This window comes from Candidatus Vondammii sp. HM_W22 (genome assembly GCF_022530855.2).
Classification (GTDB): Bacteria; Pseudomonadota; Gammaproteobacteria; order Chromatiales; family Chromatiaceae; genus Vondammii.
The window spans coordinates 35,121-61,952 of record NZ_CP099567.1 but is presented as its reverse complement, the minus strand read 5'-3'; the positions used below and the strand labels follow the sequence as shown (position 1 = coordinate 61,952).

The window sequence follows — 26,832 nt, the reverse complement described above, 5'->3', positions numbered from 1 at the left end:
TGGAATTCTCAGGTTTTTGCAAGCCTGAATAGACAAAACTGTCGGGAGCTCAAGTATGTTGACCTACGATATTTTGATAGTTGGATCCGGAGGGGCCGGGCTTTATGCTGCACTTGAAGCCAGGATGGCGGAAGATTTGAGAGTGGCCGTGTTGACCAAAGTCTACCCGACCCGTTCTCATACAGGTGCGGCACAGGGTGGCGTTAATGCTGCCCTGGGGAACAAAGATCCGGAGGATAGCTGGCAGCAACACTGGTTCGATACCGTCAAGGGCTCGGATTATCTGGCGGATCAGGATGCGGCTGAATTGATGTGTAAAGAGGCCCCCTATGTGGTTCGTGAGTTGGAGCATTGGGGATGTCCTTTTGACCGGACCAAGGAGGGTAAGATCGCACAGCGTCCTTTTGGTGGTGCCTCCAGACCCCGTGCCTGCTATGCCGCAGACAAAGTGGGTCACGTTATGCTGCATACCCTTTATGAGCAAGGCATACGCCATGGTGTGGACTATTTCAATGAATGGATAACCCTCTCCTTGTTGCACGATGGGCAGCGTTGCCAGGGAGTGGTTGCCTTGGATATCAGAAGTGGCCGGGTGCATACCATTCAGGCCAAGGCTGTCATACTCGCCACAGGCGGGTATGGCCGTATCTACTGGAACCGTACTTCCAATGCCTATGGCAACACAGGTGACGGTGCGGCACTGGCATTGAATGCAGGACTTCAGCTCAAGGATATGGAATTTATGCAGTTCCACCCCACCGGCTTACGCCGAACAGGTATTCTGGTGACTGAGGGTGCCCGGGGTGAGGGTGGCTACCTGCTCAATGGCCTTGGCGAAAGATTCATGAGCCGCTATGCCCCGGAAAAGATGGAGCTGGGCCCCAGGGATCTGGTCTCGCGGGCTATTGAGACAGAGGTTCGCGGAGGCCGGGGTGGTCCTGAAGGGGAGGTTTTTCTCGATCTGACTCATCTCGGCAGGGAGCGGATTCTGGAGCGTCTACCGCAGATTCGCCAGCTCTGTATCGAGTTTGAAGGGGTGGATCCCCTAGAGGAGCCGATTCCCATCAAACCCACTGCACACTACTCCATGGGCGGGATTGATACTGATCTCAATGGCCTTACTATGATTAAGGGTATCTATGCGGCCGGTGAGTCGGGTTGTGTGTCGGTGCATGGCGCAAACCGGCTGGGGGGTAATTCACTACTCGACATCCTGGTGTTTGGCCGGCGTGCCGGTATCCATGCTACAGAGTACGCCCGTAAGGTCGGTTTCCCTGACATGCCCGAGGATGCGCTGGTATTGGCGGAGAAGATAATTCATGGATTGATGGAGGGTGACGGAGATGAGACCACCGCTGATATACGCCGGGACATGGGTAATCTGTTGTCAGACAAGGCTGGTATTTATCGTGAAGCCAAGGCTCTGGAGGAGGCGGTTCGGGGGGTAGCTGAACTCAAGGCGCGTTACCGGAGGCTGAAGGTCAGGGATAAGGAGCGAGCTTTCAATACCGAACTGGTGGCTGCTCTGGAGCTGGGCAATATGCTGGATCTGGCGGATGTGGTGGTTCGTGGCGCATTGGCACGCACCGAGTCACGGGGAGCCCACTCCCGTGAGGACTATCCCAAGCGGGATGATGACAACTGGATGAAGCATACCCTGGTCATGTTGGGGGATGATGGTGAGCCGGTGTTGAGTTACGCCCCCGTCACCATTACCGATTTCAAACCTGAAGCACGGACCTACTGAGGGATCATCTCATGAGCGAAGCGATTACTCCCAAGCGTGAGAAAATTCTCGCCAACATTCGTATACAGCGTTTCACCCCGGGCAGGGATAAGGCCCCTTACTTCGATAATTTCAAAATGGAAGTGGAGACCGGCATGACGGTCCTGGAGGCTCTGAGGCATATCAAGAATACCCAGGACAGTTCCCTGACATTTCGCGCCTTCTGCCGCTCTGCCATCTGTGGTTCCTGCACTTTGCGGGTCAACCGCAAGTCGGTGCTGGCCTGCAGTACCCAGTTGCTGCCTATCCTGAAGGATTTTGCCCAGGGGGCAGTGACCGTTACGCCAATGGCTAACCTGCCGGTGCTGCGTGATCTGGTGGTGGATATTGATCCGGTGATCAATAAGCTCGCAAGGATGCACCCTTATCTGGTGGAGAAGAGAGAGTGCATACCCGATGCCATCGAACAGGAGTGTCTGATGTCCCAGGAGCAGCTGGATAAATTTGGATTTATCACTGACTGCATTCTCTGCGGTGCCTGCTACTCTGCCTGCTCCTCGGTGAAGGCGGATGATGGCTATGCCGGGCCTTTGACCATCGCCAAGGCGTACCGTTTTTCCATAGACCCCAGGGACAGCTTCCGCGGCATGCGTATCCAGGCTTCAATAGATCAGGGTCTCTGGTCCTGCGTCCAGTGCCGCAAGTGCATCAAGGTTTGCCCGAAAGAGACAAGACCGGCGGACTCTATCCGCTATATGCGGCGCATCTCCATCAATGATGGCATTCACGATACCCCGGGTTCGCGCCGCGCCATCGCCTATACCGACGATGTCGAAAAATATGGCCAGGTCAACAAGCCGATGCTGCCGGTGGTGGTAAATGGCACCAAGGGATGGACGGCGATTGAAGCAGCGGAGGCAAGTCTTGAGAAGCTGGGATTGAAGCCTGCCAGAGAGGTCTGCACCCTGCCGGGAAAAGGGAGCGCAAAGAAAATCTACGCCAAGGTGCGCGAAATTGAAAAGAGGGGAAAATAGCCCATGACGACCCAACAATATGACGATGGCAATCTCCACTATGCTTTTTATTCAGGCTGTTGCTTTCAAGGGGCGGATGAGCGCTTCTTCGGTATTCTGAATCAGGTTTTTGGCAAGGTGGATGCCAAGCTTCACCTTATTCAAGACGCTGTCTGTTGCGGCGCCGGTGTGATAGAGGAGCGTTCGGAGCTGACCTCTCTGGTCATCAATGCCCGCAACATGGCAGCAGCAGAGAGCATGGGGCTGCCTTTCTACACCCCCTGTTCGACCTGTTTTAATGTGATATCCAATGTGCAGAAGCGGCTGGCTGGGGACGCAAAGTTGTTTGATCAGGTGAATGAGATTCTGGCGGAGGATGGCACCGAATATAAAGGGGAGTGCAAACTTACCCATACCCTCTGGATGCTGGCTCAGGATGTCGGCCTGGAGAAGCTGTCGCAGCGGGTGGTCAATCCGCTGAATGGCTTGCGTGTCGCCTCCTATTATGGATGCCATACCCGTAATCCGGAAGATATCCAGAGTTATGAGTCATCCTACAATCCAACCTCCCTGGAAGATGTGCTGAAAATACTGGGTGTGGAGATTGTGGACTATGATACGAAAGATGACTGTTGTGGCTATCATGCCACCTGGCCGAATAATCAACTTTCGGTGAAGATGACCGGTGCTGTACTGCAGGGCGCAAAGAAGCAGGATGTGGATATGATGGTCACCTCTTGCCCGCTCTGTTTCAAGAATCTGGATGGTGTGCAACCCAAAGCATTAGCTGCCGCAGGTGATGATCTTGCTTTGCCAGTGCTGTTTTTGCCGGAACTGGTAGGTTTGGCCTGTGGTCTGTCGACTGAGGATATGATGCTGAGCTGGCATGCGGTGCCGGTGAATGTGCGACTCTAGTCGATAAATTTGCCGGATGAATTTGCTTATTTAGTCTAGCGAATTAACATAGGGTAGTCTTGAAATAGATGAAGTCCCTTCTCCCTGAAGGAGAGGGGATTTTTTCGAGCTGCACAATACCATCTCTATATTGAAGAGGAAGAGATATATGAAGCCATTGAATTTGACAGAAAAAATCTTCTCCGAGCATCTGGTCGGCGGCGGCGATCTGCCGGCACCGGGTGGCGTGGTCACGCTTCGGATCGATGAAGCATTCACCCAGGATGCCACCGGGACCATGTGTATGCTGCAACTGGAGGCGATGGACGTTAAACGGGTGAAGCCACTCTCCGTCAATTTTGTTGACCATAGTATGATGCAGTCGGGTTTCAGAAATCCGGATGACCATCAATACCTGAAAACCGTTTCACAGAAGCTCGGCATCATCTTTTCCCCACCGGGCACCGGCATTTGTCACTTCCTCAATATCGAGAACTTCGTCAAGCCGGGGATGACCGGAATCGGCGCCGACAGCCACACCGTGAACTCGGGTGGCATGGGTGCCATCTACTTTGGTGCGGGCGGCTATGACGTGGCGCTGGCCATGGCAACGGGCGAGTACAAGATCCCCATGCCCCAGGTGGTCAAGGTGAATCTGACCGGTGCCATACGCGAAGGTGTGATGGCGATGGATGTCATCCTCAAAATGCTCACCATTGTTGGCGTCAAGGGCGGTAAGGGGAAGATATTTGAATATGCCGGTCCAGGCGTGGCCAGTCTCGCGCTTACCGAACGTGCCACTATTACTAATATGGGTGCTGAGATGGGTGCCTCGACATCGATCTTCCCCAGTGATGAGCGGACCTGGGAGTATCTCGAGAGTCGCGGGCGTGGTGGTGACTACAAGCCTATGTCGCCAGATGGGAATGCCGAGTATGAAGATGTCATCGACATCGATCTGACTGAGCTGGAGCCGCTAATCGCCATCTATCCTTCACCGGGTAATGTGGAGAAGGTTTCAGACCATGCCGGTACCAAGATCGACCAAGTCTGTGTTGGCAGTTGCACCAATAGCTCCTACGAAAATATCGCCAGTTTTGCCCAGACGCTGAAAGGCAAACGGGCGGTGGTGGATACCCTTCTCTACCCCGGCTCCAGGGCGGTAGCCATGCAACTGGCCAACTCCAGCTACCTGAGTTCACTCTATGCCTCCGGTGTTCGGGTGATGGAGAACGGTTGCGGCGCCTGTATCGGCCAGGGTGGCTCCCCCATCAGCAAAGGGCTCAGCCTTCGCACTTTCAATCGCAATTTCCCCAAGCGTTCCGGTACTGCCGATGCCGAGGTGCATCTGGTCAGCCCGCTGGTGGCGGCGGCCAGTGCCTTGACCGGTGAGATTACCCTGCCGGGTGAGCATGTCGAGATTGAACAGGCACCTCAGGTGGATGACTCCACCTCCTTTGTCATGCCTCTGCCTGAGGATGAGGCGGATAAGGTTGAGGTGGTTCGTGGTCCCAACATTATGACGCTGCCGGATTTTGGGGCACTGCCGGATCGGCTGGAAGGCGAAGTGATGCTCAAGCTGGGCGACAATATCAGTACCGATGATATTCAGCCTGCCGGGATCTATCTGCCGTTGCGCTCCAACGTCAAGGAGTATGCAATGCAGGCCACTTTCAACCAGGTGGATACGACGTTTGCGGAACGTGCTGTCGCCCACCGCGATGCAGGTGGCCACGGCTTCCTGATCGGTGGCGAGAACTACGGCCAGGGCAGCTCCCGTGAGCATGCTGCGCTCTGCCCTCGCTGGCTCGGTATCCGGGCGGTGGTGGTGGCCCAGTTTGCCCGCATTCATGTGGCGAACCTGGTTAATTTCGGTATCGTGCCGCTGACCTTCGCCAATGTTGATGACTATGCCAGAATCAGCCAGGGCGATAATGTCTCCATTGATGTCTCTGATCTCGAAGGCGACCTGTTCCTTGATGTGAACGGTGAGAAGGTTCCATTGACCCCTGCCTTTGAAGAGAAGGATGTGGCAATCCTGAAGGCGGGTGGTGCCCTGCCCTATTTCAAGAACACTCATTAATCAATACACGACCATTGCCAATGCCCGTTTGGGTATTGGCAGTTAAATAATAAAATAAAACGGATAATATAGAGGAGGACAGCAATGTCCATGAAGATTGGAGTTCCCAAGGAAGTCCATGACGGGGAGCGCCGCGTTGCGCTGACGCCGGAGACCGCGGAACAGATCCGGAAGCTGGGTTTTTCCGTGGCCCTGGAGGCGGGTGCAGGTGAAAAGGCACATTTCAGTGATGATGCCTACCGCGAAGCCGGTGTCGAAATTATTGACGATGTCAAAGCCCTGTGGGCCGGATCCGATATCGTTATGAAGGTGCGCGCCCCTGAATGCAATCCTCTCCTCGGCGTAGAGGAGACTGAGCTGTTACGGGAAGGTGGGCATCTGATCAGCTTCGTCTGGCCGGCACAGAATGAAGGCCTGATGGATAAGTTGAAGGCGCGTAAGGCGACAGTGATGGCGATGGATAGCGTCCCGCGCATATCCCGAGCCCAGAAACTGGATGCCTTGAGCTCCATGGCTAACATCGGTGGTTACCGGGCAGTAATCGAGGCCGCCAACCATTTCGGCCGTTTTTTCACCGGACAGATTACCGCGGCCGGCAAAGTGCCACCGGCAAAATTCATGATCATTGGCGCAGGTGTCGCAGGTCTTTCAGCCGTTGGAACCGCAGGTGCCATGGGTGCCGTGGTGCGTGCCTTCGATACCCGCCCTGAAGTGAAAGAGCAGGTGGAGAGCATGGGTGCCGAATTCCTCGAGCTTGAGTTCGAGGAGGAGGCAGGTGGCTCCGGCGAGGGTGGTTATGCCAAGGTGATGAGCAAAGCGTTCATCGATGCGGAGATGAAGCTGTTTGCCGAGCAGGCGATGGAGGTGGATATCATTATCACCACCGCACTGATTCCCGGAAAACCAGCGCCAGAATTGATTACCGCAGGCATGGTGGAGTCGATGCGCGATGGTAGTGTTGTTGTCGATCTTGCTGCCGAACAGGGTGGCAACTGCGCGCTTACCGAACCCGGCAAGATAGTGACCAAACACGGTGTCACCATCATCGGCCTGAGCGATCTACCCAGCCGTCTGCCGACCCAATCGAGCCAGCTCTATGGCACCAATCTGAGGCACTTGTTGACCGACCTGACTCCGGAAAAGGATGGTCAGATCAATGTCAATATGGAAGATGAGGTGATTCGCGGTGTCACTGTGATCAACCAGGGAGAGATCACCTGGCCTCCTCCGGCGCCGAAAATTTCAGCTGTTCCTGCGAAGAAAGAGATGGCAACCGCAGCGCCTCCGGTGGAACAGGAGAAGGAGAAGCCGAGTGCCGTTAAAGGCACCATTGGTATGGCCGTCGCCGGCCTGCTGATGCTGGGCGTGGGTGCAGTGGCCCCGGCCGATTTTCTGGCCCACTTCACGGTCTTTGTGTTGGCCTGTTTCATCGGTTACATGGTGATTTGGAATGTGAAGCCAGCCCTGCACACGCCACTGATGAGCGTAACCAATGCGATCTCGGGAATTATCGTTATCGGTGCCCTGCTTCAGGTATCGGGAAGCTCATTGCTGGTTAATATATTGGCGGCGATCGCAATTCTTTTCGCCACTATCAATATAGCCGGCGGCTTTCTTGTCACCCAGCGCATGCTGAAAATGTTCCAGAAATAGGAGAGCTGCAAGAAAATGACTGAAGGTATGATAACGGTTGCCTATATTGCAGCCAGTGTTTTATTCATACTCGCCTTGGGTGGACTGAGTAATCAGGAGACTGCACGGCGGGGAAATTTATACGGCGTCATTGGTATGGCAATTGCCATAGTGGCAACCGTTTTGGGTGCCCAGGTAACGGGTTACGCCACAATTATCGGCTGTATGGTCGTCGGTGGTGCGGTTGGCGCTTTTCTGGCCAAACGGGTGGAGATGACCGAGATGCCGGAGCTGGTGGCGATGCTGCACAGCTTTGTCGGTCTGGCCGCCGTATTGGTGGGTTATTCCACTTATCTCGATCCCACTGCCCATTTTGAGGGTGTGGAGCGGACGATCCATGAGATCGAGATCTATATTGGTGTATTGATCGGTGCTGTGACCTTCACCGGTTCCTTGGCCGCCTTCGGCAAACTGAAAGGTATTATTACCAGTAAACCACTGATGCTGCCGGGACGTCACTGGATGAATCTGGGCCTTGGTATCGCCTGTATCCTGCTCGGCAGTGGTTTTGTCGGGACTGAATCTCACAGCACTGGGGTGATCCTGTTAATTATCATGACGGTGATTGCGCTGGTGTACGGTGTCCATATGGTGATGGCTATCGGCGGTGCTGATATGCCCGTTGTGGTCTCCATGCTCAACAGTTATTCCGGCTGGGCGGCAGCGGCCACCGGGTTCATGCTCTCCAATGATCTGCTGATCGTTGTTGGCGCACTGGTGGGCAGTAGCGGTGCGATCCTGAGTTACATCATGTGCCGTGCCATGAACCGTAAATTCTTGGCGGTGATTGCCGGTGGTTTTGGTACTGGAGGTGGTTCATCATCGACCTCCACCGGCGATGTCGATCAGGGTGAGGTGATCCCCGTCTCCGCAGAAGAGACGGCGGAGATTCTGAAGAATGCCGCTGAGGTTGTTATTGTTCCCGGCTATGGCATGGCGGTGGCTCAGGCTCAGTACCCGGTCTTTGAGCTGACCAAAAAGTTGCAGGCGATGGATGTCAATGTCCGCTTTGCCATTCACCCGGTGGCGGGCCGTTTGCCGGGCCATATGAACGTTCTGCTGGCTGAGGCCAAAGTCCCTTACGATATCGTTATGGAGATGGATGAGATCAATGAGGACTTTCCTGGGACCGATGCCGTGTTGGTGATTGGTGCCAATGACATCGTTAATCCGGATGCTCAGGATAACCCGGATAGCCCCATTGCGGGTATGCCGGTGCTTGAGTGCTGGAAGGCAAAAACAGCAATCGTGATGAAGCGCAGTATGGCGACCGGTTATGCGGGAGTACAGAATCCGCTCTTCTTCAAGGAGAACACCCGCATGCTGTTTGGTGACGCCAAGGCGAGTGTGGAGGCGATTCTGGCTAATCTTTAGATGCGTAAAATTGACTGCAAATTAGGTGCCTAACCGCGTCTGTTTGCGGTGTATCAAGGGGTTGTTCGGGAAATAAAAAAGGGCGACCGGGTTAACCCGGTCGCCCTTTTTATGCCCGGTCCCTTTCGGCTTTACTAACCAAGCGCATCCATTATTGCATTAAAGGTTGTGCTGGGGCGCATAATGCCGGTCATTGTCTCCTCATCCGGGCAGTAATAAGCGCCAAGATCTACCGGCTGTCCCTGGACTGAATTCAGTTCTTCAACGATTTTCTCTTCGTTGGCGACAAGCTCTTTTGTGAGGGTGACGAATTTCGCCTGCAGCTCTGTGTCTTTTGTCTGTTCAGCCAGCGCCTCTGCCCAATACATTGCCAGATAGAAGTGGCTTCCGCGGTTATCCAGTTCGCCACACTTGCGTGATGGTCCTTTACCGTTATCCAAAAGCTTACTGGTAGCCTGATCGAGAGTATCCGCCAGGATCTGAGCTTTGGCATTTTTGGTTAAGTTGCTCAGGTGCTCCAATGAGGGTACCAGGGCCAGAAACTCGCCCAGAGAGTCCCAACGCAGATGATTCTCCTTTACCAACTGCTGAACATGCTTCGGTGCTGAACCGCCTGCACCGGTTTCGAACAGCCCGCCGCCATTCATCAGGGGTACGATGGAGAGCATCTTGGCACTGGTGCCCACCTCAAGGATCGGAAACAGATCTGTGTTGTAGTCACGCAGTACGTTACCTGTTACGGAGATGGTGTTCTTACCCTCACGCATTCTCTCAATGGAGAGTTTTGTCGCCTCATAGACGGACATGATGCGGATATCCAGTCCACTGGTGTCGTGATCCTGCAGGTATTGGTCCACTTTCTTTTTTAGCTCTACGTGGTGTGCGCGGTCCTCGTCAAGCCAGAAAATAGCGGGCCAGCCAGTCGCCCTGGCACGGGTTACTGCCAGTTTTACCCAATCCTGGATCGGTGCGTCTTTTACCATCACCATGCGCCAGATGTCACCCTCCTCGACGGCATGTTCGTGGACGGTGTTGCCATTGGCATCGACGATGCGGATGGTTCCATTGCCCGGGGATTCAAAAGTGGTGGGGTGAGAACCGTACTCTTCTGCCTTCTTGGCCATCAGCCCCACATTTGGAACTGTACCCATCGTGGTTGGGTCAAGGGCACCATTGGCGATGCAGTCATCAATTGTCGCCTGATAGAGAGGTGAGTAGCTATGATCCGGAATGACAAACTTGGTGTCGTGCTGTTTGCCATCGGGGCCCCACATCTGTCCTGATGCGCGGATCGCGGCGGGCATGGAGGCGTCAATAATGATGTCGCTGGGCACATGCAGGTTGGTGATGCCCTTGTCGGAGTCCACCATGGCGATAGCGGGACGGCTCTTGTACTGCTGCTGAATGTCCGCCTCGATCTCCGCCATCTTGTCGGCTGGTAGATTTTCGATCTTGTTGTAGAGGTCTCCTAGGCCGTTGTTGAAATTAACGCCCAGCTTCTCAATGGTGTCTGCGTGCTTCTCAATAACATCTTTGTAGAAGACTCTGACCGCATGGCCAAAAATCATCGGGTCGGAGACTTTCATCATGGTGGCTTTCAGGTGCAGAGAGAACAGCACACCCTGCTGATTGGCATCTTCCATCTGGTCCTTGAGAAAAGTGGTCAGGGCATTCTTGCTCATAAAGGTGGCATCAACCACTTCGCCTGCCTCGAGTGGGGTGCTCTTTTTCAGAACCGTAATCTGGCCATCTACTCCGACGAATTCAATCTTCACATTGATCACTTCGGTCAGGGTGATGGATTTTTCATTGGCAGCGAAATCGCCACTGCTCATGGTGGCGACATGGGATTTTGAGTCAGGGCTCCATGCTCCCATGGAGTGTGGATATTTTTTGGCGAAATTCTTGACTGCGCCAGGTGCCCTGCGGTCTGAGTTGCCCTCCCTCAGGACCGGGTTTACGGCACTGCCGAGGATTTTTGCATAACGGGCTTTAAGCTCTTTCTCCGCATCGGTTTGCGGACTCTCCGGATAATCCGGCAGGTTATAGCCCTTTTCATGCAACTCTTTGATGGCAGCTTTTAGCTGGGGAATAGAGGCACTGATATTAGGCAGTTTGATGATATTGGCCTCGGGTCTCTTTGCCAATTTACCCAATGCAGTCAGTTCATCCGGTATTTTCTGGTCATCCGTCAGATTATCAGGAAAATTTGCAATAATTCGGCCAGCAAGGGAGATGTCTCTTGCCTCAACTTCAACGCCCGCCGCCCTGGTAAATATCTTGATGATAGGAAGCAACGAGTAGGTTGCCAGCGCGGGTGCTTCATCAGTTTTTGTCCAAATGATTTTTGACATTCTTTTTCCTCAAAATTACTGACCTAAAGGTGAGCGTATTACACTAAAATGTTACTTCTCAATAACACCGTGTAGATGTTCGAGAGAGGGAATGGAAGCGGACTTCCACTCTCTCTACCCGCAGAGCTATATGGAGAGCTTTCGGTTAGCCAGCGTAACTGCACCGACTGGCCGCTGTACGTGTATCCATGTTTCGACCGCGATTGGTATGGTCATCAATCTCGGCGGCACTGCCGATCATACGTCCGAACAGGAAGGTGGTAAATGCAGCAGATTCCATGGTGTTGTTACTGATCTCACCCTTGGCATAGGGTTGCCACAACATTTTCAGTAGGATCACCGCGATTACCGCATCCACATTGACGCAGTAGACATTGCGGCTGACACCTGTGTCAAATAGTGCCTGCACCAACTCATGATAGAACTCGAGGAAGACGTTGTAGTTACTGCGATTTTTCAGAAGATCGTTGACGAAGACCTCCCTCGGATCGAAGTTAACTGGCTCACCCTTGAAAACCGGGTGATTGACGCAGGGGATCTTGGCATAGGATGGGTTGCCTTCGGCTTTGGCCTGTTTTTTGTACGCCCGGTACTCTTTGGCGTAGCTGGTCGCCATTTCTTTCAGATTCAGACCATGGTCATCGGCACCGGGGTCAGTCAGGCTGGAGTCGCGGAAACGATCGACAAGAAAAGCGATAGCCTCGAAACCGTTGCCGCCATGGGCGTAACCGGTGTGGGTAAGAAAACCGATGTAACCCTTGTTGATCTGGACTCGCTCCGGTGCCTCCGGGCCATCGGCACTGACTGCGCCTTTGGCACCTTGGGCGGAGATGGTGCCGGGGCCATTGGTGACAATCAGTCCCAGCAGCACGGAGAATGCGTACAATTCACCTTCGCTTGGCCGTCTGCCAAACAGTGCCAGATGGGCGGTCTCAGAGAAGCTCCAGCTGTTCATCAGCTTGCCATTAGAGATACCACAAAATTCGTTGGCTGACTGCTGTTCGGCGCTGGCAGCCGAGCCGACCAGGGTGCTGAACAGTCGAAAGTGCCATGGCATGTTCACCGTGGTTGAGAGGTTGATCCGTTTGCGCATCAACGCGCTCCAGGCCAGATGGGTGGTGATAGCGCCCAGTACAACCTGCCCTCGGATGCAGCCTCCGCTCTTGTCAGCCAGGGCCTTAAGAAAGTCGATGAATAGAGAGTGGGCGCCGCTCCCTTCAATAGCATCCATGATGGCTGCACCATGGCTGCATTTTGCATCAGAAATCAGCAGCTCCCTGGCTTCGCCGGTCAATGCCTCTTCCAATTGGCTGCGGAAGTCGAAATTCACATTGGCAGGATCTTCCAGGCCGCTCTTCTTGAATAGATTCACCAGGGTTTTGACGGTAGCGCGGGACGCCTCTACCTTGCTGGGCCCGAGCATTGCGACAGCGGCGGACAATGCCGTATTGGGGCTGTTGCCGGCCTCGCGTGCGGCATCAGCGGCGGCCAGCCCGATATGGCCATGCTGATTGATGAAGGCGTTCAGTGCGGTGTTGGCCAGAGTGGTGCTGTTGGCGTTGGGGTACTCTCGTATCAGGCTCTGTACCAGATTCTCTTCGAAACTGTGGGTGGACGCATCCAGTACGCTGGTGCCGTGGATTTTCGATACCTGGGTTTTTGGATCCATCATCGAGGCGCCGGAAGTGTCTTTCATTACTTGACGCGGGAATACCACGCCCACCTGGTCATCCAATCCGGCAATCTGCTGATCGTAGGGCTCCAGTGCCGTCACCACCGATGGGTTCAGCTCGGGTGGCAGATCAATCCCCTGGGTGTTGCTGAACCAGCATTTCATCGAGAGGTCGCCGACCGGTCCAAAATCGGGATTTACTCCACGCTTTGCCATAACCGCAGTCATGGCGAGGGGGATGTGGGATATATTGATGACCACTGCCCCTTTTTCCGAGCAAACAGGATTCTCCGGTGTGAATATCTCATCAACAGCGAATTTCTCCATGAACCAGGCCTCTTTGGCGGAGGCGTTGTCGCCGCTGCCCGCGATGGCACCTGCATGGCCGCAGGCCTTGGTCAGCTTTGCCTTCCAGCGGCCGACCACGCAGGCCACCACCGGTTTGTCGAATTCCAGATCACGTTCATAGTAACCGCCCGGCTCGATGTACATGACAGCCGAGGTGGAACGCTCGTCGTTATGGAATGCATTGGTCCATTCCGGTGCCGAGTAGTGAATGTAGATGTCCTTACCGGAGGAGAGTGAGACGGTGCTGCCCCATCCGCCGGTGGCCAGATAGACTGCGATGGTGGTAGTGAAGTTACCGGAGTTGGAAAAGATGGCAACCGAGCCCGGGAGCAGGGACTCTTCGGGGGCATTGCCACCAAGGGCGCCCCCGATGCGAACGTGGTTATGGGCATCGGCAATTCCCAGGCAGTTGCCGCCAAAGATATCGATACCGTGCATCTGACCAATGGCGCGGATCACCCGGGCATCGCGCACCGGTACTTTTTCCGTGAGTATGATGATTCGTTTTAGGTTGGGATCGGCTCGTACGGCTTCGATGACGCCATCACGGACCCCGGCAGGGGGCAGGTAGACCACTACGGTGTTGAACTCGCAACCATCATCCACCGCCTCGGTTACGTTGTCATAGATCGGTATCTCGCCTGCCGCCGTCTTCATTACCGAGCCGGAGCGGCCAGGAGCGGTTCCGCAGATGATGTTGCCACCGGAGTAGACATGGCTGATCGGCGTGACACCACGGCTTTCGCCACCGGTAATGTTGAGGACGCAGACCCGGTCCTCCTTCACGGCGAAATCCGCCAGTGAATCTATACCCACGTAGTAGTGGGGAAATGCTTTTACGCCTTCTGGATGCATGTTCGCTTCCTCATTTGCTCAAGGCCTGTTTTGTTGGCCCTGAGAGTAGTGTTCATAGTCCTGGTTACCGGGAGCCTCGCTGGCCCCTAGGCAATGCCCATTTTCTTCGCGACGATTTCCCGACCGCCCTGCTTCATCCAGTCATCAGCGGATTGTGCAAAGTTGACCACTTCACTCATCGCTGAGTCGTATCCGAACATGTGATATGGCAGGCCCAGGGCATCCAAGGTGTCGCGTAGATAACCCATGCCGCGGATCAGGTTGGGTCCGCCGCGACCGACCACCACATAGAGCGGTTGGTGGCCGTAGGTATTGAAATGGTCGCGCAGGGCATCGGCCATGGCGCGGAAGGTTTCATAGATATCGGTATTGTTGGCTTTACCGCCGATAATGAACAGGACGTTGGACTGTTCCAGCCAATACTTGTAGACGATTCGGCTGATGTCATGCATCTTGGCATAGGGCGGGTTGCCGCCGAAGTCCGAGGAGATGGTTGCAGCGTCACCCAGCAGTTCGGTCACCAGGGCGTTGGCCCCGCCGCCGAAAGTCATGGTGGTGATGCTGCCCTGATCATTAATGACGAAGACGTCAGATTGGCCCTGGTAAGTGCGAAGTTGATTCACCTCCAGCTCGAAATCGGAGTAGCTTGAGGTATCCAGATCTTCCGGCAGGCCCAATCGTCTGACGTTGGGGTCATTATCATCGAAGGCGCATTTGAAGTCACAGGCAATCGGCAGTAGCCGGCCGTTCTTGCTTGGCTTCATCCTGATCGGGTTGAGTTCCAGGGTGGTCATGCCGTAGTTATGGAACAAGTCCCAAAGTTTTGGCAGATTCTGCACCAGTGGACTTACCAGCTTTTTTGGTGCACCGATTTTACGCAGGGCGTTGGAGATAACAAAGCCCTTGAGTCCGGTGAGTGGATCAAAAGGGATGCGTGCTATCTTGTCTGCAGGGAGTTCCTCGATATCCATGCCGCCGTGGTGAGTCAGGGTGATCATTGGTGCCCGGAACTCGGTGCTGTCGGTGAGTGAGAAGTAGATCTCTTGCTCTGCCGGCACACTCCCTTCGAAGGTGACACCTTCGGCCTTGGAGAAGGTGTTGTTGTGGAGATGTTCAGCGAAATAGAGACGTGATTTCTCTTTCATCGCTGTGGGTAGATCGCTGGCTCTGCCGAGCAGGCCCGCTTTGCCCTTTTTGCCTACGCCGCCCTTGAACATTGGTTTGATGAATATTTCTCCATGGCGTTCTATCAGCACCTTGATCTGCTCGTTTGTGGCCTCTGGCCCAAGCACCTCAGAGGTGGGGAAGTCAACGTATTTGAGGAGTTTTGCACCCCAATACATGCCAGTAATCTGCATTTTTTGTTACTCCTAGATGCCTGTCTCTTCCACAGTCTTTTTAACTGCTTCAATGGTTTTCTCAAGTTGGCTCTGCTCTTCAGGTGTGAGATCAAATTCAATCACTTTTTCAACACCGCCACTGCCGATAATGCACGGGACACCGACAAAATAACCATCGATGTCATATTCACCTTCGCAAAGTGCAGCACAGGGTATGACGCGTTTTTTGTCCTTTATGTAGGCTTCCGCCATCTCTATCACGGCCGCTGCCGGGCTGTAAAAGGCACTTCCGTTCCCCAGTAGTTTGACAATTTCGGTTCCCGCCTGCTGGGTGCGCTTGACGATGGCGTCAATCTGTTCTGTTGTCAGTAGGTCTACGAGAGGGATACCGCCGACGCTGGCGGTACGGATCAGGGGGATCATGGCGGGTCCATGGCCACCCATGACCATGCCGGATACATCCTGTACAGAGAGCCCGGTCTCCATCGCAATAAATGCTTTGAACCGGCCTGAGTCGAGACTCCCGGCCATGCCTACCACTTGCTGTTTGGAAAAGCCTGAGTACTTATGGAATGCGTAGACGATGGCGTCCAGGGGGTTTGTCGTGAGAATGACGAAGGCGTCAGGGGCGTGTTGTTTGATCTGTTTCGCAACACTTTCGATAATCTTAAGATTGATTTCAAGAAGATCCTCCCTGGTCATTCCCGGTTTTCTGGCTAGGCCGGCAGTGATAATGACGAGATCTGAGCCTGTAATGGCCGCGTAGTCGCCACTACCTGAGATATTAACGTCATATCCATCGTGCGGGCGTAGCGCCATCAGGTCCAGCGCTTTTCCCTTCATCGGGTCTTCCAGCTGTGGAAGATCGACGATGGTGATATCGCCGAGCTCTTTTTGTGCGGCAATTAGGGCGAGTATGCCGCCAATCTGGCCACCGCCAACTAGAGAAATCTTTTTTCTGGGCATCCAATATCCTCTGATGTTCCGAATATTATGTGCATAATTGCAGCACGAATTATCCTGCATAAAATGGGTCTTAAAATTGTTGCAGAGTATAAGAAGGATCTTACTGTTGCAGAGTCTATTATTAACATGAAATATAATATATGCACTCTGGTATAAGTAAATCTTATCTAAGATAGCGAGAATCACCAGTGTGTCTTCGGTCTCGTGATACGTTTTGGGATATATTACAGTCCCCAAAATGCACATGATTTCCGATAGCCTATTGCCCCGGCAGCTCCGGAAGAGTGCGTCGGGTGTTGCCGTAGTGCACTTACCAAGAGGTTTTGACTGCTACAATCGTACAGTGTGATTTTTGTTGATTTTCAGAATGAGTGGGTAAAATTAGGCTGCATTGCCTGGAGATTGTGTTGTGGGTGGGGGATTGATTTGATATAAATTGCCGTCCAATATCCGGTTTATACTTGGAGAAGTAAAACTAATGACAAACAAGTTCGTTAATTTGACCAATAGTACTGATGGGCTCTCTGCTGAATTACCCCTGTATTTGGGTACAGAAGGTCCAGAAGTGTTGGATATTTCCACTCTTTACCGGGATATGGGTGTTTTTACTTACGATCCGGGCTTTATGGCGACTGCCAGTTGCAAGAGCTCAATTACCTATATTGACGGTAACAAGGGTATCCTGCGCTATCGCGGATACCCCATTGAGCAGCTTGCGGAAAACAGCAATTATCTGGAAGTGTCTTACCTGTTGCTGTACGGCGAACTGCCTACGAGCATCCAATTCGATATATTCAAGGGCAATATCTGTTACCACACGATGGTTAAGGAGACACTGAAGAGCTTCTTTGGTGGATTCCACCATGATGCCCACCCCATGGGAATCATGGTGGGTGTCGTGGGTTCCCTCTCGGCGTTCTATCACGACTCATTGGATATCCATGATCCCCGGCATCGGGAAATCTCCGCTCATCGCCTGATCGCAAAGATGCCGACCATTGCGGCAGCCAGTTACAAGCACAGTATTGGTGAACCTTTTATTTATCCACGCAATGATCTGGATTATTGCGAAAACTTCCTGAGAATGATGTTTGCCACGCCTTGTGAGGATTATCAGCTGGATCCTGTCGCGGTGAAGGCGGTGAACCTGCTGTTTATTCTGCATGCCGATCATGAACAGAACGCCAGTACCTCCACCGTACGACTGGCGGGCAGTTCCCAGGCCAACCCGTTTGCCTGTATCGCATCGGGCATAGCATCTCTCTGGGGGCCTTTCCACGGCGGCGCAAATGAGGCGGTGCTGGATATGCTGAATGAGATCGGGGATGTCTCCCAGATCGATAAATACATCGCCAAGGCTAAAGACAAAGACGATCCTTTCCGCCTGATGGGTTTCGGTCATCGCGTGTATAAGAATTTTGACCCTCGCGCAACGATTATCCGGGAGATGTGCCATGAAGTGTTGAAGACGGTTTCGGCGGAGGATAATCCCTTGTTTGAGCTGGCACTTGAGCTGGAACAGGTTGCCCTTAATGACGAGTATTTTGTCGAACGGAAACTCTATCCCAACGTGGATTTCTATTCGGGCATTATCTACCGCGCACTAAAAATACCGAACAATATGTTAACGGTGATGTTTGCCATTGCCAGAACGGTAGGCTGGGTGGCCCACTGGCTTGAGATGATGGCTGATCCAAAGCAGCGGATCGGGCGGCCGCGTCAAATTTATACCGGTGCGGGAGAGCGGGATTATAGGTCAATGGATAAACGCTAACCCGTTAATATCATGATTTGAAGGCGTGCGTGGTGTCCCCATACCCTCTCTTTAACTTCTGCTCGGTGTTATGGAGAAGAGCGCGCTCCTGGCTCTTTTCCAGCATTTCCAATACACTGGCAAGCGGTGCGCCTCTCTCCAGCCTTCCGTTCAGGGGGGCGGAGGGGCGGGTTGCGCCGATCCAGCGGCGGTATATCAGCAGTTCAATTCCGGTTTCCCCTGCCTGAAATGAGAGCAGTTGTCGCCGGGCTGGGGTGTTGTCAGTATAGTTAATAGTAGCATCAGACTCTTCCCAGGGGATTTTTTGTTCCAGGAACTACAGTATCACCTCTGTCTGTTGTCTCAGAAAACAGGTGACGCCTGATGATACCGGCATCTGCAGAACCTGTCAGCACAGCGCCCGTCAGTAATGGATGGAACGCTTTTAGTGAGCGCATGGCAGTCGATGCCAGTTCACGGAGTTGCTTTAACTCGGCGGGTTGATGTTGCGACTGAAACAGTTGCTGATACTCCAGCAGGACATCTTCTATTTCCTGGTTGTCCGGTAGTTGTTGCCGTTTTGTACGGCCAAGTCGTTTGGCTACTTTTCGCCGGGCCTCTGCGATGCTGAGATAATTCTGGCCAGCTATTATGCGTGCTGCTTCCAGGGCGATTCGCTGCCTTATATCAGGTGACATTGTGCTGGACTCGTTCTGCTTAAGTGCTCTGCTGGTGTATCAGAGGGGTGAGGTGCTAGGTTAAAATAGTTCTTCTTCCTCAGTGGAACTGCTATTTTCGCTACTCCCAGATGTTCCATTATTTACCGATTGGGGGTCTGTACTCCCTGTTGGCGCATTTTCTGAGCGGAAAACCTCAAAAATAGCATCATCCTGGTTCACGCTGGCCCTTTTTCCTGTTTTTGGGTCGATTCGTACGGTTACCATGCCGGGGGGCATTCTTAAGGGCGCCTCTTCTACACCCTTTAGCGCCTCCTGCATATAGCTGATCCAGGCTGGCAGGGCCGCACGGCCACCTACCTCTCCTTTACCCAGTGGCATTGATGAATCGAAGCCAACCCAGGCAATGGCGACATGAGAGCGATTGAAGCCATTGAACCAAGCATCTCGCTGATCATTGGTGGTGCCGGTTTTCCCAGCTAGATCATTCCGCCCCAGTGAGCGGGCGCGACGGGCTGTGCCCCGGGTGATGACATCGCGCATCATAGAGTTCATCAGGTAGTGATTCTGGGGGCTGATAACCCGTGGGGCAATGAGCGGCTTAACCTCCTCGGCGGTATTGTCAGCCCCGAAGGAGGTTTCATTCTTCTCAGGAGCCAGTTTTGTTTTGGTTTCACTGCACTTTTCACATACCAGTGGAGGATTGGCCTGGAACAGAATCTCTTTTTGATACCCTTCAATTCTTTCGATGAAATAGGGCTCGATACGGTAGCCACCGTTTGCCAGTACGGCATAGGCGGTTGCCATCTGCATCGGGGTAATGGCACCGCTTCCCAGGGCGAGCGACAGGTTGTGCGGCAACTCGTCTGGATTGAAGCCGAAGCGTTTGGCATGCTGCAGGGCATGGTTGATGCCCATTGACCGTAACAGCCGGATCGAGACCAAATTACGGGATTTTATCAGGGCGTAGCGCAGGCGTGTTGGGCCAAAGAATTTTCCGCTATAGTTTTCTGGACGCCAGGCGCTTTCGAGACTGGGATCGTCAAATACCACGGGAGCGTCGTTAATCAGGCTTGCAGGGGTGAAGCCTGCTTCCAGGGCGGCAGAGTAGATAATGGCTTTGAAACCGGAGCCGGGTTGGCGCTTTGCCTGGAGGACGCGATTGAATTTGCTATGATAGAAATCATATCCGCCCACCAGAGCGATAACGGCGCCATCATCAGGTTCCAGTGAGACCAGCGCACCTTCCGCTTTCGGTATTTGTGCCAGCCGCCAAGAGCCAACCCCCTCTTTTGATTGCTCCTTCACTACGCGGATAAAGTCGCCTGGTTTAATCACGGCTCCGGCAGATTCTGGCTGATGACCGCGATGGTTTTCGTCAACATAGGGTTGAGCCCAACTCAATGCCTTCCAGTCGAGGGTGGTGCGCTCACCCCCCTTTATATAGATAGTCGCGCTCTTTTCATCGATTTCGGTGGCGATGGCCGGTAGCAGGTCGGCGAGAACTTTTTCGTCCTTGAGCAGTTCATCCAGCTCATTGTCGTTCCCGATGTTGGTTATGTCTGTGTGGCGTTCGATACCGCGGTATCCATGGCGCTTGTCATAGGCTTGCAGTGCTTGTCTGATAGCGCTGTTTGCCGCTGTTTGAAGCCGGCTGTCGATGGTGGTATAAACCTTGTAACCGCTGGTATAGGCCTCTTTGCCATAGCGGCTAACCATTTCTGAGCGGACCATTTCGGCAACGAATGGTGCTTCCACTGCTGCCTGAGCCCGGTGGAGCGATGCCGTCACCGGTTCCTTGACGGCAGCTTGGCGCTCGGCTTCGCTGATAGAGCGCAGATGGGCCATTCGGCCAAGTACATAATCACGTCTCAGTAAGGCTCGCATCGGGTTGGCCAGAGGATTATACTTCGATGGCGCTTTTGGCAGGCCTGCAATCATTGCTGTCTGTTCGAGGGTAAGTTGATCAACACTCTTTCCATAATAGACTTGGGCTGCAGCTCCTACGCCGTAGGCCCGATTACCCAGGTAGATCTTGTTCAGATAGAGAGCGAGGATCTCCTGCTTCGACAGATCTTTTTCAATTTGCAGAGAGAGGAGTATTTCATTGAATTTACGGGCAAAGGTTTTTTCCCGCGACAGGTAAAAATTGCGGGCGACCTGCATGGTGATGGTACTTCCACCCTGTCGTCGCTCGCCTGTTGTGATGAGCAGGTAGGCAGCTCTCAGGAGACCCTGATAATCGACGCCTGGGTGTACGAAGAAGCGATCATCCTCTGCGGCCAGGAAAGCCCGGACCATAGGTTCCGGAATCTCTGCATAGGTAAGCGGAATACGGCGCTTTTCACCAAACTCTGCGATGAGTTTTAGATCCTTGCTATAGACCCTCAGCGGTACCTGGAATTTGGTGTTTCTCAGATTTTCCGTCGAGGGTAATTGCGGCTCAAAATAAAAATAGAGGCCGCCGACCGTCAAAATTTCGGCAATTCCGCCGATTAGGCTGAGCCAGAAAAGGAGCTTCAGGGACTTGATTAACCACTTCATGCGCTGTGTCACGGTTTTATCATTCTACGGCATACAGAATAGAGACTAAGGAAAGGTGTATGCTATCAAAAATAACTGAAAACAACACTGGAAGGGCAACAGTGTAAAAAACACTTCACAAAAAAATCATTTGCTGGTATGTAGCTAGTTAAAGGATGCTAGATTTAATAAAGAAAACCCTCAGGGTTTTTCGTAACGTGGTAACACCACTGCTGAGTAAGGAAACACAATGCACCCTCTTTTCGGGTCAAAAAAACGGGCGGTACTCGGCCTGGACATCAGCTCTGCCGCAGTAAAATTGCTTGAATTAAGTCAATCATCTAGACGTTCCGGCGCGCAGTACCGTGTAGAAGCCTATGCAGTTGAGCCGCTTCCTGCTGACGCTGTCGTGGAGAAAAATATTGCCGATGTGGATGCGGTTGGGCAGGCGATCAGGAATGTCATTCGTAAATCCAACACCAAGGCAAAATCAGCTGCGGTGGCAGTATCTGGCTCTGCAGTTATCACCAAGATCATCACCATGCCGGTATCGCTCTCTGATCAGGAGATGGAGACGCAGATCCAGCTTGAAGCAGACCAGTATATCCCCTACCCATTGGAGGAGGTGAATATCGATTTTGAGGTACTGAATATTTCAGAAAGAAATCCGGAAATGATGGATGTTTTGCTGGCCGCATCGCGTAGCGAAAATGTAGACGATCGTGTCGCTGCATTGGAGATTGCGGGGCTGTCTGCCGAGGTGGTCGATATTGAAGCTTACGCAATGGAAAATGCGTTCACGCAGATCGCCGATCAGCTCCCTGGAGTCGGCGGTGACCAGATTGTGGCCATTGCAGATATTGGTGCCACCACCACTACGCTGAATGTACTGAATAACGGAAAAATCATCTACACCAGGGAGCAGAATTTCGGCGGACGGCAGCTGACAGAAGAAATACAGCGTCGATATGGCCTTTCACTCAAGGAGGCAGGGATGGCAAAATGTCAGGGCGGCTTACCTGATAATTATGTTACTGAGGTTCTGGAGCCGTTCAAGGAGGCAATGGCCCAGCAGATCAGTCGGTCTCTGCAGTTTTTTTTCTCCTCAAGCCAATACAACAGTGTCGACAGTGTTGTTCTGGCAGGTGGCAGCTCTTCCATTCCTGGTGTGGATGAGTTGATGGAAGAGAAGATGGGCACACCAACCATTGTAGCCAATCCTTTTGCTAACATGTCGGTCTCATCTCATGTCAAAAACCAGGGTTTGAGCAGCGATGCGCCTTCATTGATGATCGCCTGTGGGCTTGCTTTGAGGAGCTTCGACTGACATGGCGCGAATTAATCTACTGCCGTGGCGAGATAATCTACGCAAAAAACGTCAGAGAGACTTTGTTACCTCCACTCTGTTGGCTCTGTTGGTGACTGGTGCCGCCTGCGGTGGTGCCCGCTTTTATGTTGAAGAGTTGATTAGTCACCAGAATCAACGCAACGGCTTCCTGAAGCGCGAAATTGTGATCGTTGATAAAAAAATCACGGAGATCAAAGAGCTTGAGGCGACGAAAGCCAAGCTTATTGCCCGTATGACTGTGATTCAGTCGCTGCAGAGCAGTCGGCCGGAGATTGTTCACCTGTTTGATGAGTTGGTATCGACAATTCCTGAAGGTATCCATCTTGTAAGGTTAACTCAGTCCGCCAACGCCATAACACTTGACGGCAAGGCTCAGTCCAATGCGCGGGTATCGGCGTATATGAAGAATATCGATGATTCACTTTGGCTGGGTAAGCCCGAGCTGCAGATCGTTTCCAATAAGGAGCAGGCTGCAGTTGCTTTAAGTGAGTTTACGCTGAAAGCCAAGCAGATATCTGCCAAGGCCAAGGAGGGGTATAAGTGAAGCTGGAAGAGCTGAACGAGCTGGATTTCAGCAATATAGGTAACTGGCCTGACGCAGTTAAAGCGTTTCTTGTGCTGGTCCTCTGCGTGGGGCTGGGTATTGGCTGGTACTACTATGACACGGAAGAGCAGCTGCTGGGTCTGGAGAAGGCAGAGAGGAAAGAGCAGGATCTGCGCGAGGAGTTTAAGCGGAAGCAGGTCAAGGCTGTCAATCTGGAAAAATACAAGGAGCAGCTCGAAGAGATGAGGGCATCGTTTGGCGCGATGCTTCGCCAACTGCCCGACAAGACTGAAGTGGGTGAGTTGTTGATCGATGTTTCACAGACTGGGCTGGGGGCAGGCCTGGAATTCGAGCTTTTTGACCCCCAGGATGAGGTGCAGCGTGAGTTCTACGCTGAGCTTCCGATCAAAATCAGGGTGGAGGGCGGTTATCACGAATTTGGTAAATTCGTTAGTGGGCTGGCCGCGCTGTCGCGTATCGTCACTCTGCATAATGTGACTGTTACCAAGCAGTTTAAGAAAGATGACGGCGCCAGCAACCTTGTACTGGAAACGACGGCGAAGACTTACCGATATATTGACGAGGAGACGGGGAAATGAGGAGGCTGATATTGTGGCCGCTTCTCATTGCGCTGCCTTTATTGAGTGCTTGTGCCGATAAAAGCATGCAGGATCTGTACGGTTTTGTAGATCAGGTGAAGTCACTCAAAGCGGGGTACATTGAGCCCCTTCCAGAGATCGAACAGATTAAGACGTTCGCCTATGTGGGTGACGGGCGGCGTGACCCATTCGCGCTACTGTCGGGAGAGGAAGGATCAGAGTTTGAAAATGCGGATAACGGGATATATCCCGACTCAAATCGGCATAAGGAAGAGCTGGAGAGCTATCCGCTGGACTCGTTACGGATGGTGGGGGTTCTGGAACAGGATGAAGTGATATGGGCGCTGATTCTGAACCGGGAAAACACTATATATAGAGTGAAATCAGGGAATTATATGGGCATGAGTCATGGCCAGATCACCCAGGTTACTGAGAATAAAGTAGAGCTGACCGAGATCGTTTCAGATCCTGGTGGAGGCTATCGTGAGCGACAAGCCTCTTTGGTGCTGAGGGATAACCAAGAGAATAACAGATGAATGACAAGCCAATGGATCGTAAACAGCGGAGTGAAATTGGAGGCTGCATGCCGTTCATTTCATGTTTGTTCCGAGCGCTGATGGCAATGACGCTGATTGCAGTAGCAATTGGTGCTATGTCGGCTCATGCTGCAGGCAATGTTCTGAAAGAGATGAGCTTTTCATCTTTGCCGGGAGGGGCCGTACGTATCGTTTTGATAGCAGAGAATGTACTGGATCCGCCAAAATTATTTACCACGGATAATCCCGCGCGCATTGCTTTGGATTTTTTTGATATGAGCAACGGGTTGGTGCGCAAGACCCAGTCTGTTGGCATTGGTATGGCGCGGAGTGTCACTGCCGTAGAGGCAGGTGGCCGGACCCGTGTTGTCATTAATCTGGTGGCCAGTGCTAGCCACGATATACAGGTCGAAGGTAACCGGGTTATGGTCATAATCGACGGTGGCGACCAATCAACTCAACAGCAAGCTGCAAGCGGTACTCTCACAAGTTCTTTTGCCTCGGCCTCTGCTGTCACACCAGCGACCAATGGAAGTATACGCAATGTTGATTTTCGTCGGGGAGATTCAGGCGAAGGCCGACTAATTATCGAGCTTGGTGATCCCTCTAATATTGTCGATATGCGCACCGAGGGTGGGCGGATTGTTCTTGAAATCATGAACACATCGTTACCCGAGCGTTTGATGCGTAAATTTGACGTCTCTGATTTTACTACCCCGGTGAAAAGTTTCGAGGTTTCATCCCGAGGCCGGAATGTCCATGTGGGCATTACCACGACCGGTGAATATGAGTATTTTGCCTTTCAGGCTGACAAATTGTACACGGTCGAGTTTCGGCCGCTGACCAAAGCTGAGAAGCAAGGGCTTCTGGACAGGAAAAAAATGTTTACCGGCAAACGGTTGTCGTTGAATTTCCAGGACATAAAGGTCAGGGCAGTGCTTCAGCTATTAGCTGACTTTACCGACATCAATCTGGTCACATCGGGTACTGTTCGTGGTCGCATAACACTGCGGCTGAGGAATGTGCCTTGGGATCAGGTTTTGGACATTATCCTTAAGACCCATGGCCTGTCCAAGCGGGTGAAAGGTAGTGTGATGCTGATCGCTCCCACTGAAGAGCTTGTTGCCCGGGAGAGGCTGGAGCTTGAATCCCAGCAGCAGATCGACGAGCTTGCGCCTCTCCACTCTGAGTTTATGCAGATCAACTACGCAAAGGCCAGGGATATACGGAGGTTGCTTAAATCCGAGGACAACCAGTTGCTAACTCCTGGACGTGGTAATGTGGCGGTGGATAAGCGTACTAATACACTTCTGGTGCAGGATACGGCCGCTAGGCTGGAAGATATCAGGCGGCTGATAGTCGGTCTGGATGTTCCGGTCAGACAGGTGTTGATCGAGTCGCGTGTGGTCATTGCTAATAATGATTTCGCCCGGGATATCGGTGTTCGCTTTGGGGTCAATACTGAGCTTAAACTGGGTGGTGGTAATTTTGTTTCTCTTGGCGGTGGTCTGCCGGGAAACCTTGAAGGCTCTTTTGGAAAGGCTCCCGGTGTTAAAAATCCTGCAGGTAGCACAAAGGAGGCGCTTCTGGTCAATCTTCCCCAGATCTTGAGTGCTGAAAGAGGCGGTGCCTTGAATCTTGTTCTCGGTAAACTCGGTTCCTATCTTCTGCAGCTGGAACTTTCAGCTATGCAGCAGGAAGGACGTGGAGAAATTATTTCCAGTCCCCGGGTGATTACCTCGGATCAGCATACCGCTATCATTAAACAAGGCGTTGAGATCCCATATCAGGAGGCCTCATCCAGTGGAGCTACCTCAGTTTCATTTAAAGAAGCGGTACTGAAATTAGAAGTGACGCCTCATATTACACCGGATGACAGCATCATGATGGATCTGGTAATCAATAAGGATAACCCTGATTTTGGACGCTCTGTTCTTGGTGTTCCGCCTGTCGCTACCCGAGAGATAGAGACTACTGTACTGGTTGATAATGGTGCAACGGTTGTACTTGGCGGTATTTTTGAGCAGACTGAAAACAACAAGAGGGAGCAGATTCCATTTTTTGGTGACCTGCCTTATGTTGGCTTTCTGTTCAAGCAGGAGATGACCAAGAATAAGCATACCGAATTGTTGGTGTTTGTAACGCCGAAGATTCTAAAAGGGAGCCTAAGGAGGGGCCTCTGATCAATTCATGAATCGGTGTCTGACGGCTGAAATTCCCCGGCTTTGCGTTGAAAGTCTTGGCTATAGCCAGCTTATTACTGGCAATTTCCGCCTTGATCTGGAAGACTTTAACTCGTCATCCATTCGATTTCAGAATTAATCAGAGGCTCTACTAAGCGTTTGTTAATACGATTTAGGCAATATTTGCTTGCTTAGAGAGGCCTCTCTGTTTATCTGGTAGTCGAAAAAGTGATTATGTCTTCCTGATTGGCCTCGGTAGGAGGATGAGAATATACTCAAGCTTCCACTAGGAAGCCGCTGTGAGCGGACATATCGTTTGCCAAGAAGACCCAAAGATTGAGTGCTGAGAAAC

At 52.6% G+C, this 26,832-nt stretch carries 18 protein-coding genes; 12 read left to right on the top strand and 6 right to left on the bottom strand.

Translation table 11 applies throughout. The features are described from left to right. Nucleotides 1-55 precede the first annotated feature (55 nt). From sdhA to pntB, 6 genes are all read left to right on the top strand, one after another. Entirely contained in the window at nucleotides 56-1,747 is a 1,692-nt protein-coding gene (gene sdhA / locus MN084_RS00230; protein WP_241085341.1) for a succinate dehydrogenase flavoprotein subunit, read from the top strand. 11 nt (nucleotides 1,748-1,758) lie between these two features. After that, nucleotides 1,759-2,760, top strand: a complete 1,002-nt coding sequence (locus MN084_RS00225) for a succinate dehydrogenase/fumarate reductase iron-sulfur subunit (protein ID WP_241085342.1) — start codon at nucleotides 1,759-1,761, stop codon at nucleotides 2,758-2,760. Between the two features lie 3 nt (nucleotides 2,761-2,763). After that, nucleotides 2,764-3,654 (top strand): CoB--CoM heterodisulfide reductase iron-sulfur subunit B family protein, encoded by an 891-nt coding sequence (locus tag MN084_RS00220; protein ID WP_241085343.1) that lies wholly within the window; start codon nucleotides 2,764-2,766, stop codon nucleotides 3,652-3,654. 148 nt (nucleotides 3,655-3,802) lie between these two features. Beyond that, nucleotides 3,803-5,716: an aconitate hydratase gene (locus MN084_RS00215; RefSeq protein WP_241085344.1), complete on the top strand. Its 1,914-nt coding sequence runs from the start codon at nucleotides 3,803-3,805 to the stop codon at nucleotides 5,714-5,716. 90 nt (nucleotides 5,717-5,806) lie between these two features. Then, nucleotides 5,807-7,369: a Re/Si-specific NAD(P)(+) transhydrogenase subunit alpha gene (locus MN084_RS00210; protein WP_241086029.1), complete on the top strand. Its 1,563-nt coding sequence runs from the start codon at nucleotides 5,807-5,809 to the stop codon at nucleotides 7,367-7,369. A 15-nt stretch (nucleotides 7,370-7,384) separates the two neighbouring features. Next, nucleotides 7,385-8,782, top strand: coding sequence for a Re/Si-specific NAD(P)(+) transhydrogenase subunit beta (gene pntB / locus MN084_RS00205; RefSeq protein ID WP_241085345.1), 1,398 nt, complete (start codon nucleotides 7,385-7,387; stop codon nucleotides 8,780-8,782). Nucleotides 8,783-8,916: 134 nt separating this feature from the next. Here the strand turns inward: pntB and MN084_RS00200 are convergent, their stop codons facing one another. The 4 genes from MN084_RS00200 to mdh form a co-directional block, all read right to left on the bottom strand. Beyond that, complete coding sequence (locus MN084_RS00200) at nucleotides 8,917-11,136, bottom strand: NADP-dependent isocitrate dehydrogenase (RefSeq protein ID WP_241085346.1); 2,220 nt, start codon at nucleotides 11,134-11,136, stop codon at nucleotides 8,917-8,919. Nucleotides 11,137-11,281: 145 nt separating this feature from the next. Continuing rightward, nucleotides 11,282-14,011: a CoA-binding protein gene (locus tag MN084_RS00195; protein ID WP_241085347.1), complete on the bottom strand. Its 2,730-nt coding sequence runs from the start codon at nucleotides 14,009-14,011 to the stop codon at nucleotides 11,282-11,284. A gap of 86 nt (nucleotides 14,012-14,097) precedes the next feature. Beyond that, nucleotides 14,098-15,369 carry an ATP citrate lyase citrate-binding domain-containing protein gene (locus tag MN084_RS00190; protein ID WP_241085348.1) on the bottom strand — a complete coding sequence of 424 codons (1,272 nt, stop codon included), beginning with the start codon at nucleotides 15,367-15,369 and terminating at the stop codon, nucleotides 14,098-14,100. A gap of 12 nt (nucleotides 15,370-15,381) precedes the next feature. Further along, a complete protein-coding gene (mdh, locus tag MN084_RS00185) occupies nucleotides 15,382-16,317 on the bottom strand; it encodes a malate dehydrogenase (RefSeq protein WP_241085349.1) in 936 nt (311 codons plus the stop codon). Nucleotides 16,318-16,795: 478 nt separating this feature from the next. Here mdh and MN084_RS00180 point away from each other — a divergent pair, with 478 nt between their 5' ends. Beyond that, on the top strand, nucleotides 16,796-18,091 hold the full coding sequence (locus MN084_RS00180) for a citrate synthase (protein ID WP_241085350.1): 1,296 nt from the start codon (nucleotides 16,796-16,798) through the stop codon (nucleotides 18,089-18,091). Between the two features lie 281 nt (nucleotides 18,092-18,372). Here the strand turns inward: MN084_RS00180 and MN084_RS00175 are convergent, their stop codons facing one another. Then, nucleotides 18,373-18,768: a hypothetical protein gene (locus MN084_RS00175; protein ID WP_241085351.1), complete on the bottom strand. Its 396-nt coding sequence runs from the start codon at nucleotides 18,766-18,768 to the stop codon at nucleotides 18,373-18,375. Between the two features lie 60 nt (nucleotides 18,769-18,828). Next, the gene (locus MN084_RS00170) at nucleotides 18,829-21,291 is read right to left on the bottom strand and encodes a penicillin-binding protein 1A (RefSeq protein WP_241085352.1); all 2,463 of its coding nucleotides are present in this window, start codon (nucleotides 21,289-21,291) and stop codon (nucleotides 18,829-18,831) included. Between the two features lie 229 nt (nucleotides 21,292-21,520). Between MN084_RS00170 and MN084_RS00165 the strand changes: the two genes are divergently transcribed. The 5 genes from MN084_RS00165 (at nucleotide 21,521) to pilQ (ending at nucleotide 26,480) form a co-directional block, all read left to right on the top strand. Next, nucleotides 21,521-22,597, top strand: a complete 1,077-nt coding sequence (locus MN084_RS00165) for a pilus assembly protein PilM (RefSeq protein ID WP_241085353.1) — start codon at nucleotides 21,521-21,523, stop codon at nucleotides 22,595-22,597. 1 nt (nucleotide 22,598) lies between these two features. Then, the gene (locus tag MN084_RS00160; protein ID WP_241085354.1) at nucleotides 22,599-23,162 is read left to right on the top strand and encodes a PilN domain-containing protein; all 564 of its coding nucleotides are present in this window, start codon (nucleotides 22,599-22,601) and stop codon (nucleotides 23,160-23,162) included. Then, nucleotides 23,159-23,761, top strand: a complete 603-nt coding sequence (locus MN084_RS00155; RefSeq protein ID WP_241085355.1) for a type 4a pilus biogenesis protein PilO — start codon at nucleotides 23,159-23,161, stop codon at nucleotides 23,759-23,761. The genes MN084_RS00160 and MN084_RS00155 overlap by 4 nt, the downstream gene beginning before the upstream one ends. Before the next feature lie 65 nt (nucleotides 23,762-23,826). Beyond that, nucleotides 23,827-24,297, top strand: a complete 471-nt coding sequence (locus tag MN084_RS00150; protein ID WP_330178247.1) for a pilus assembly protein PilP — start codon at nucleotides 23,827-23,829, stop codon at nucleotides 24,295-24,297. After that, nucleotides 24,294-26,480 carry a type IV pilus secretin PilQ gene (gene pilQ, locus MN084_RS00145; RefSeq protein ID WP_241085357.1) on the top strand — a complete coding sequence of 729 codons (2,187 nt, stop codon included), beginning with the start codon at nucleotides 24,294-24,296 and terminating at the stop codon, nucleotides 26,478-26,480. The genes MN084_RS00150 and pilQ overlap by 4 nt, the downstream gene beginning before the upstream one ends. Nucleotides 26,481-26,832 lie beyond the last annotated feature (352 nt).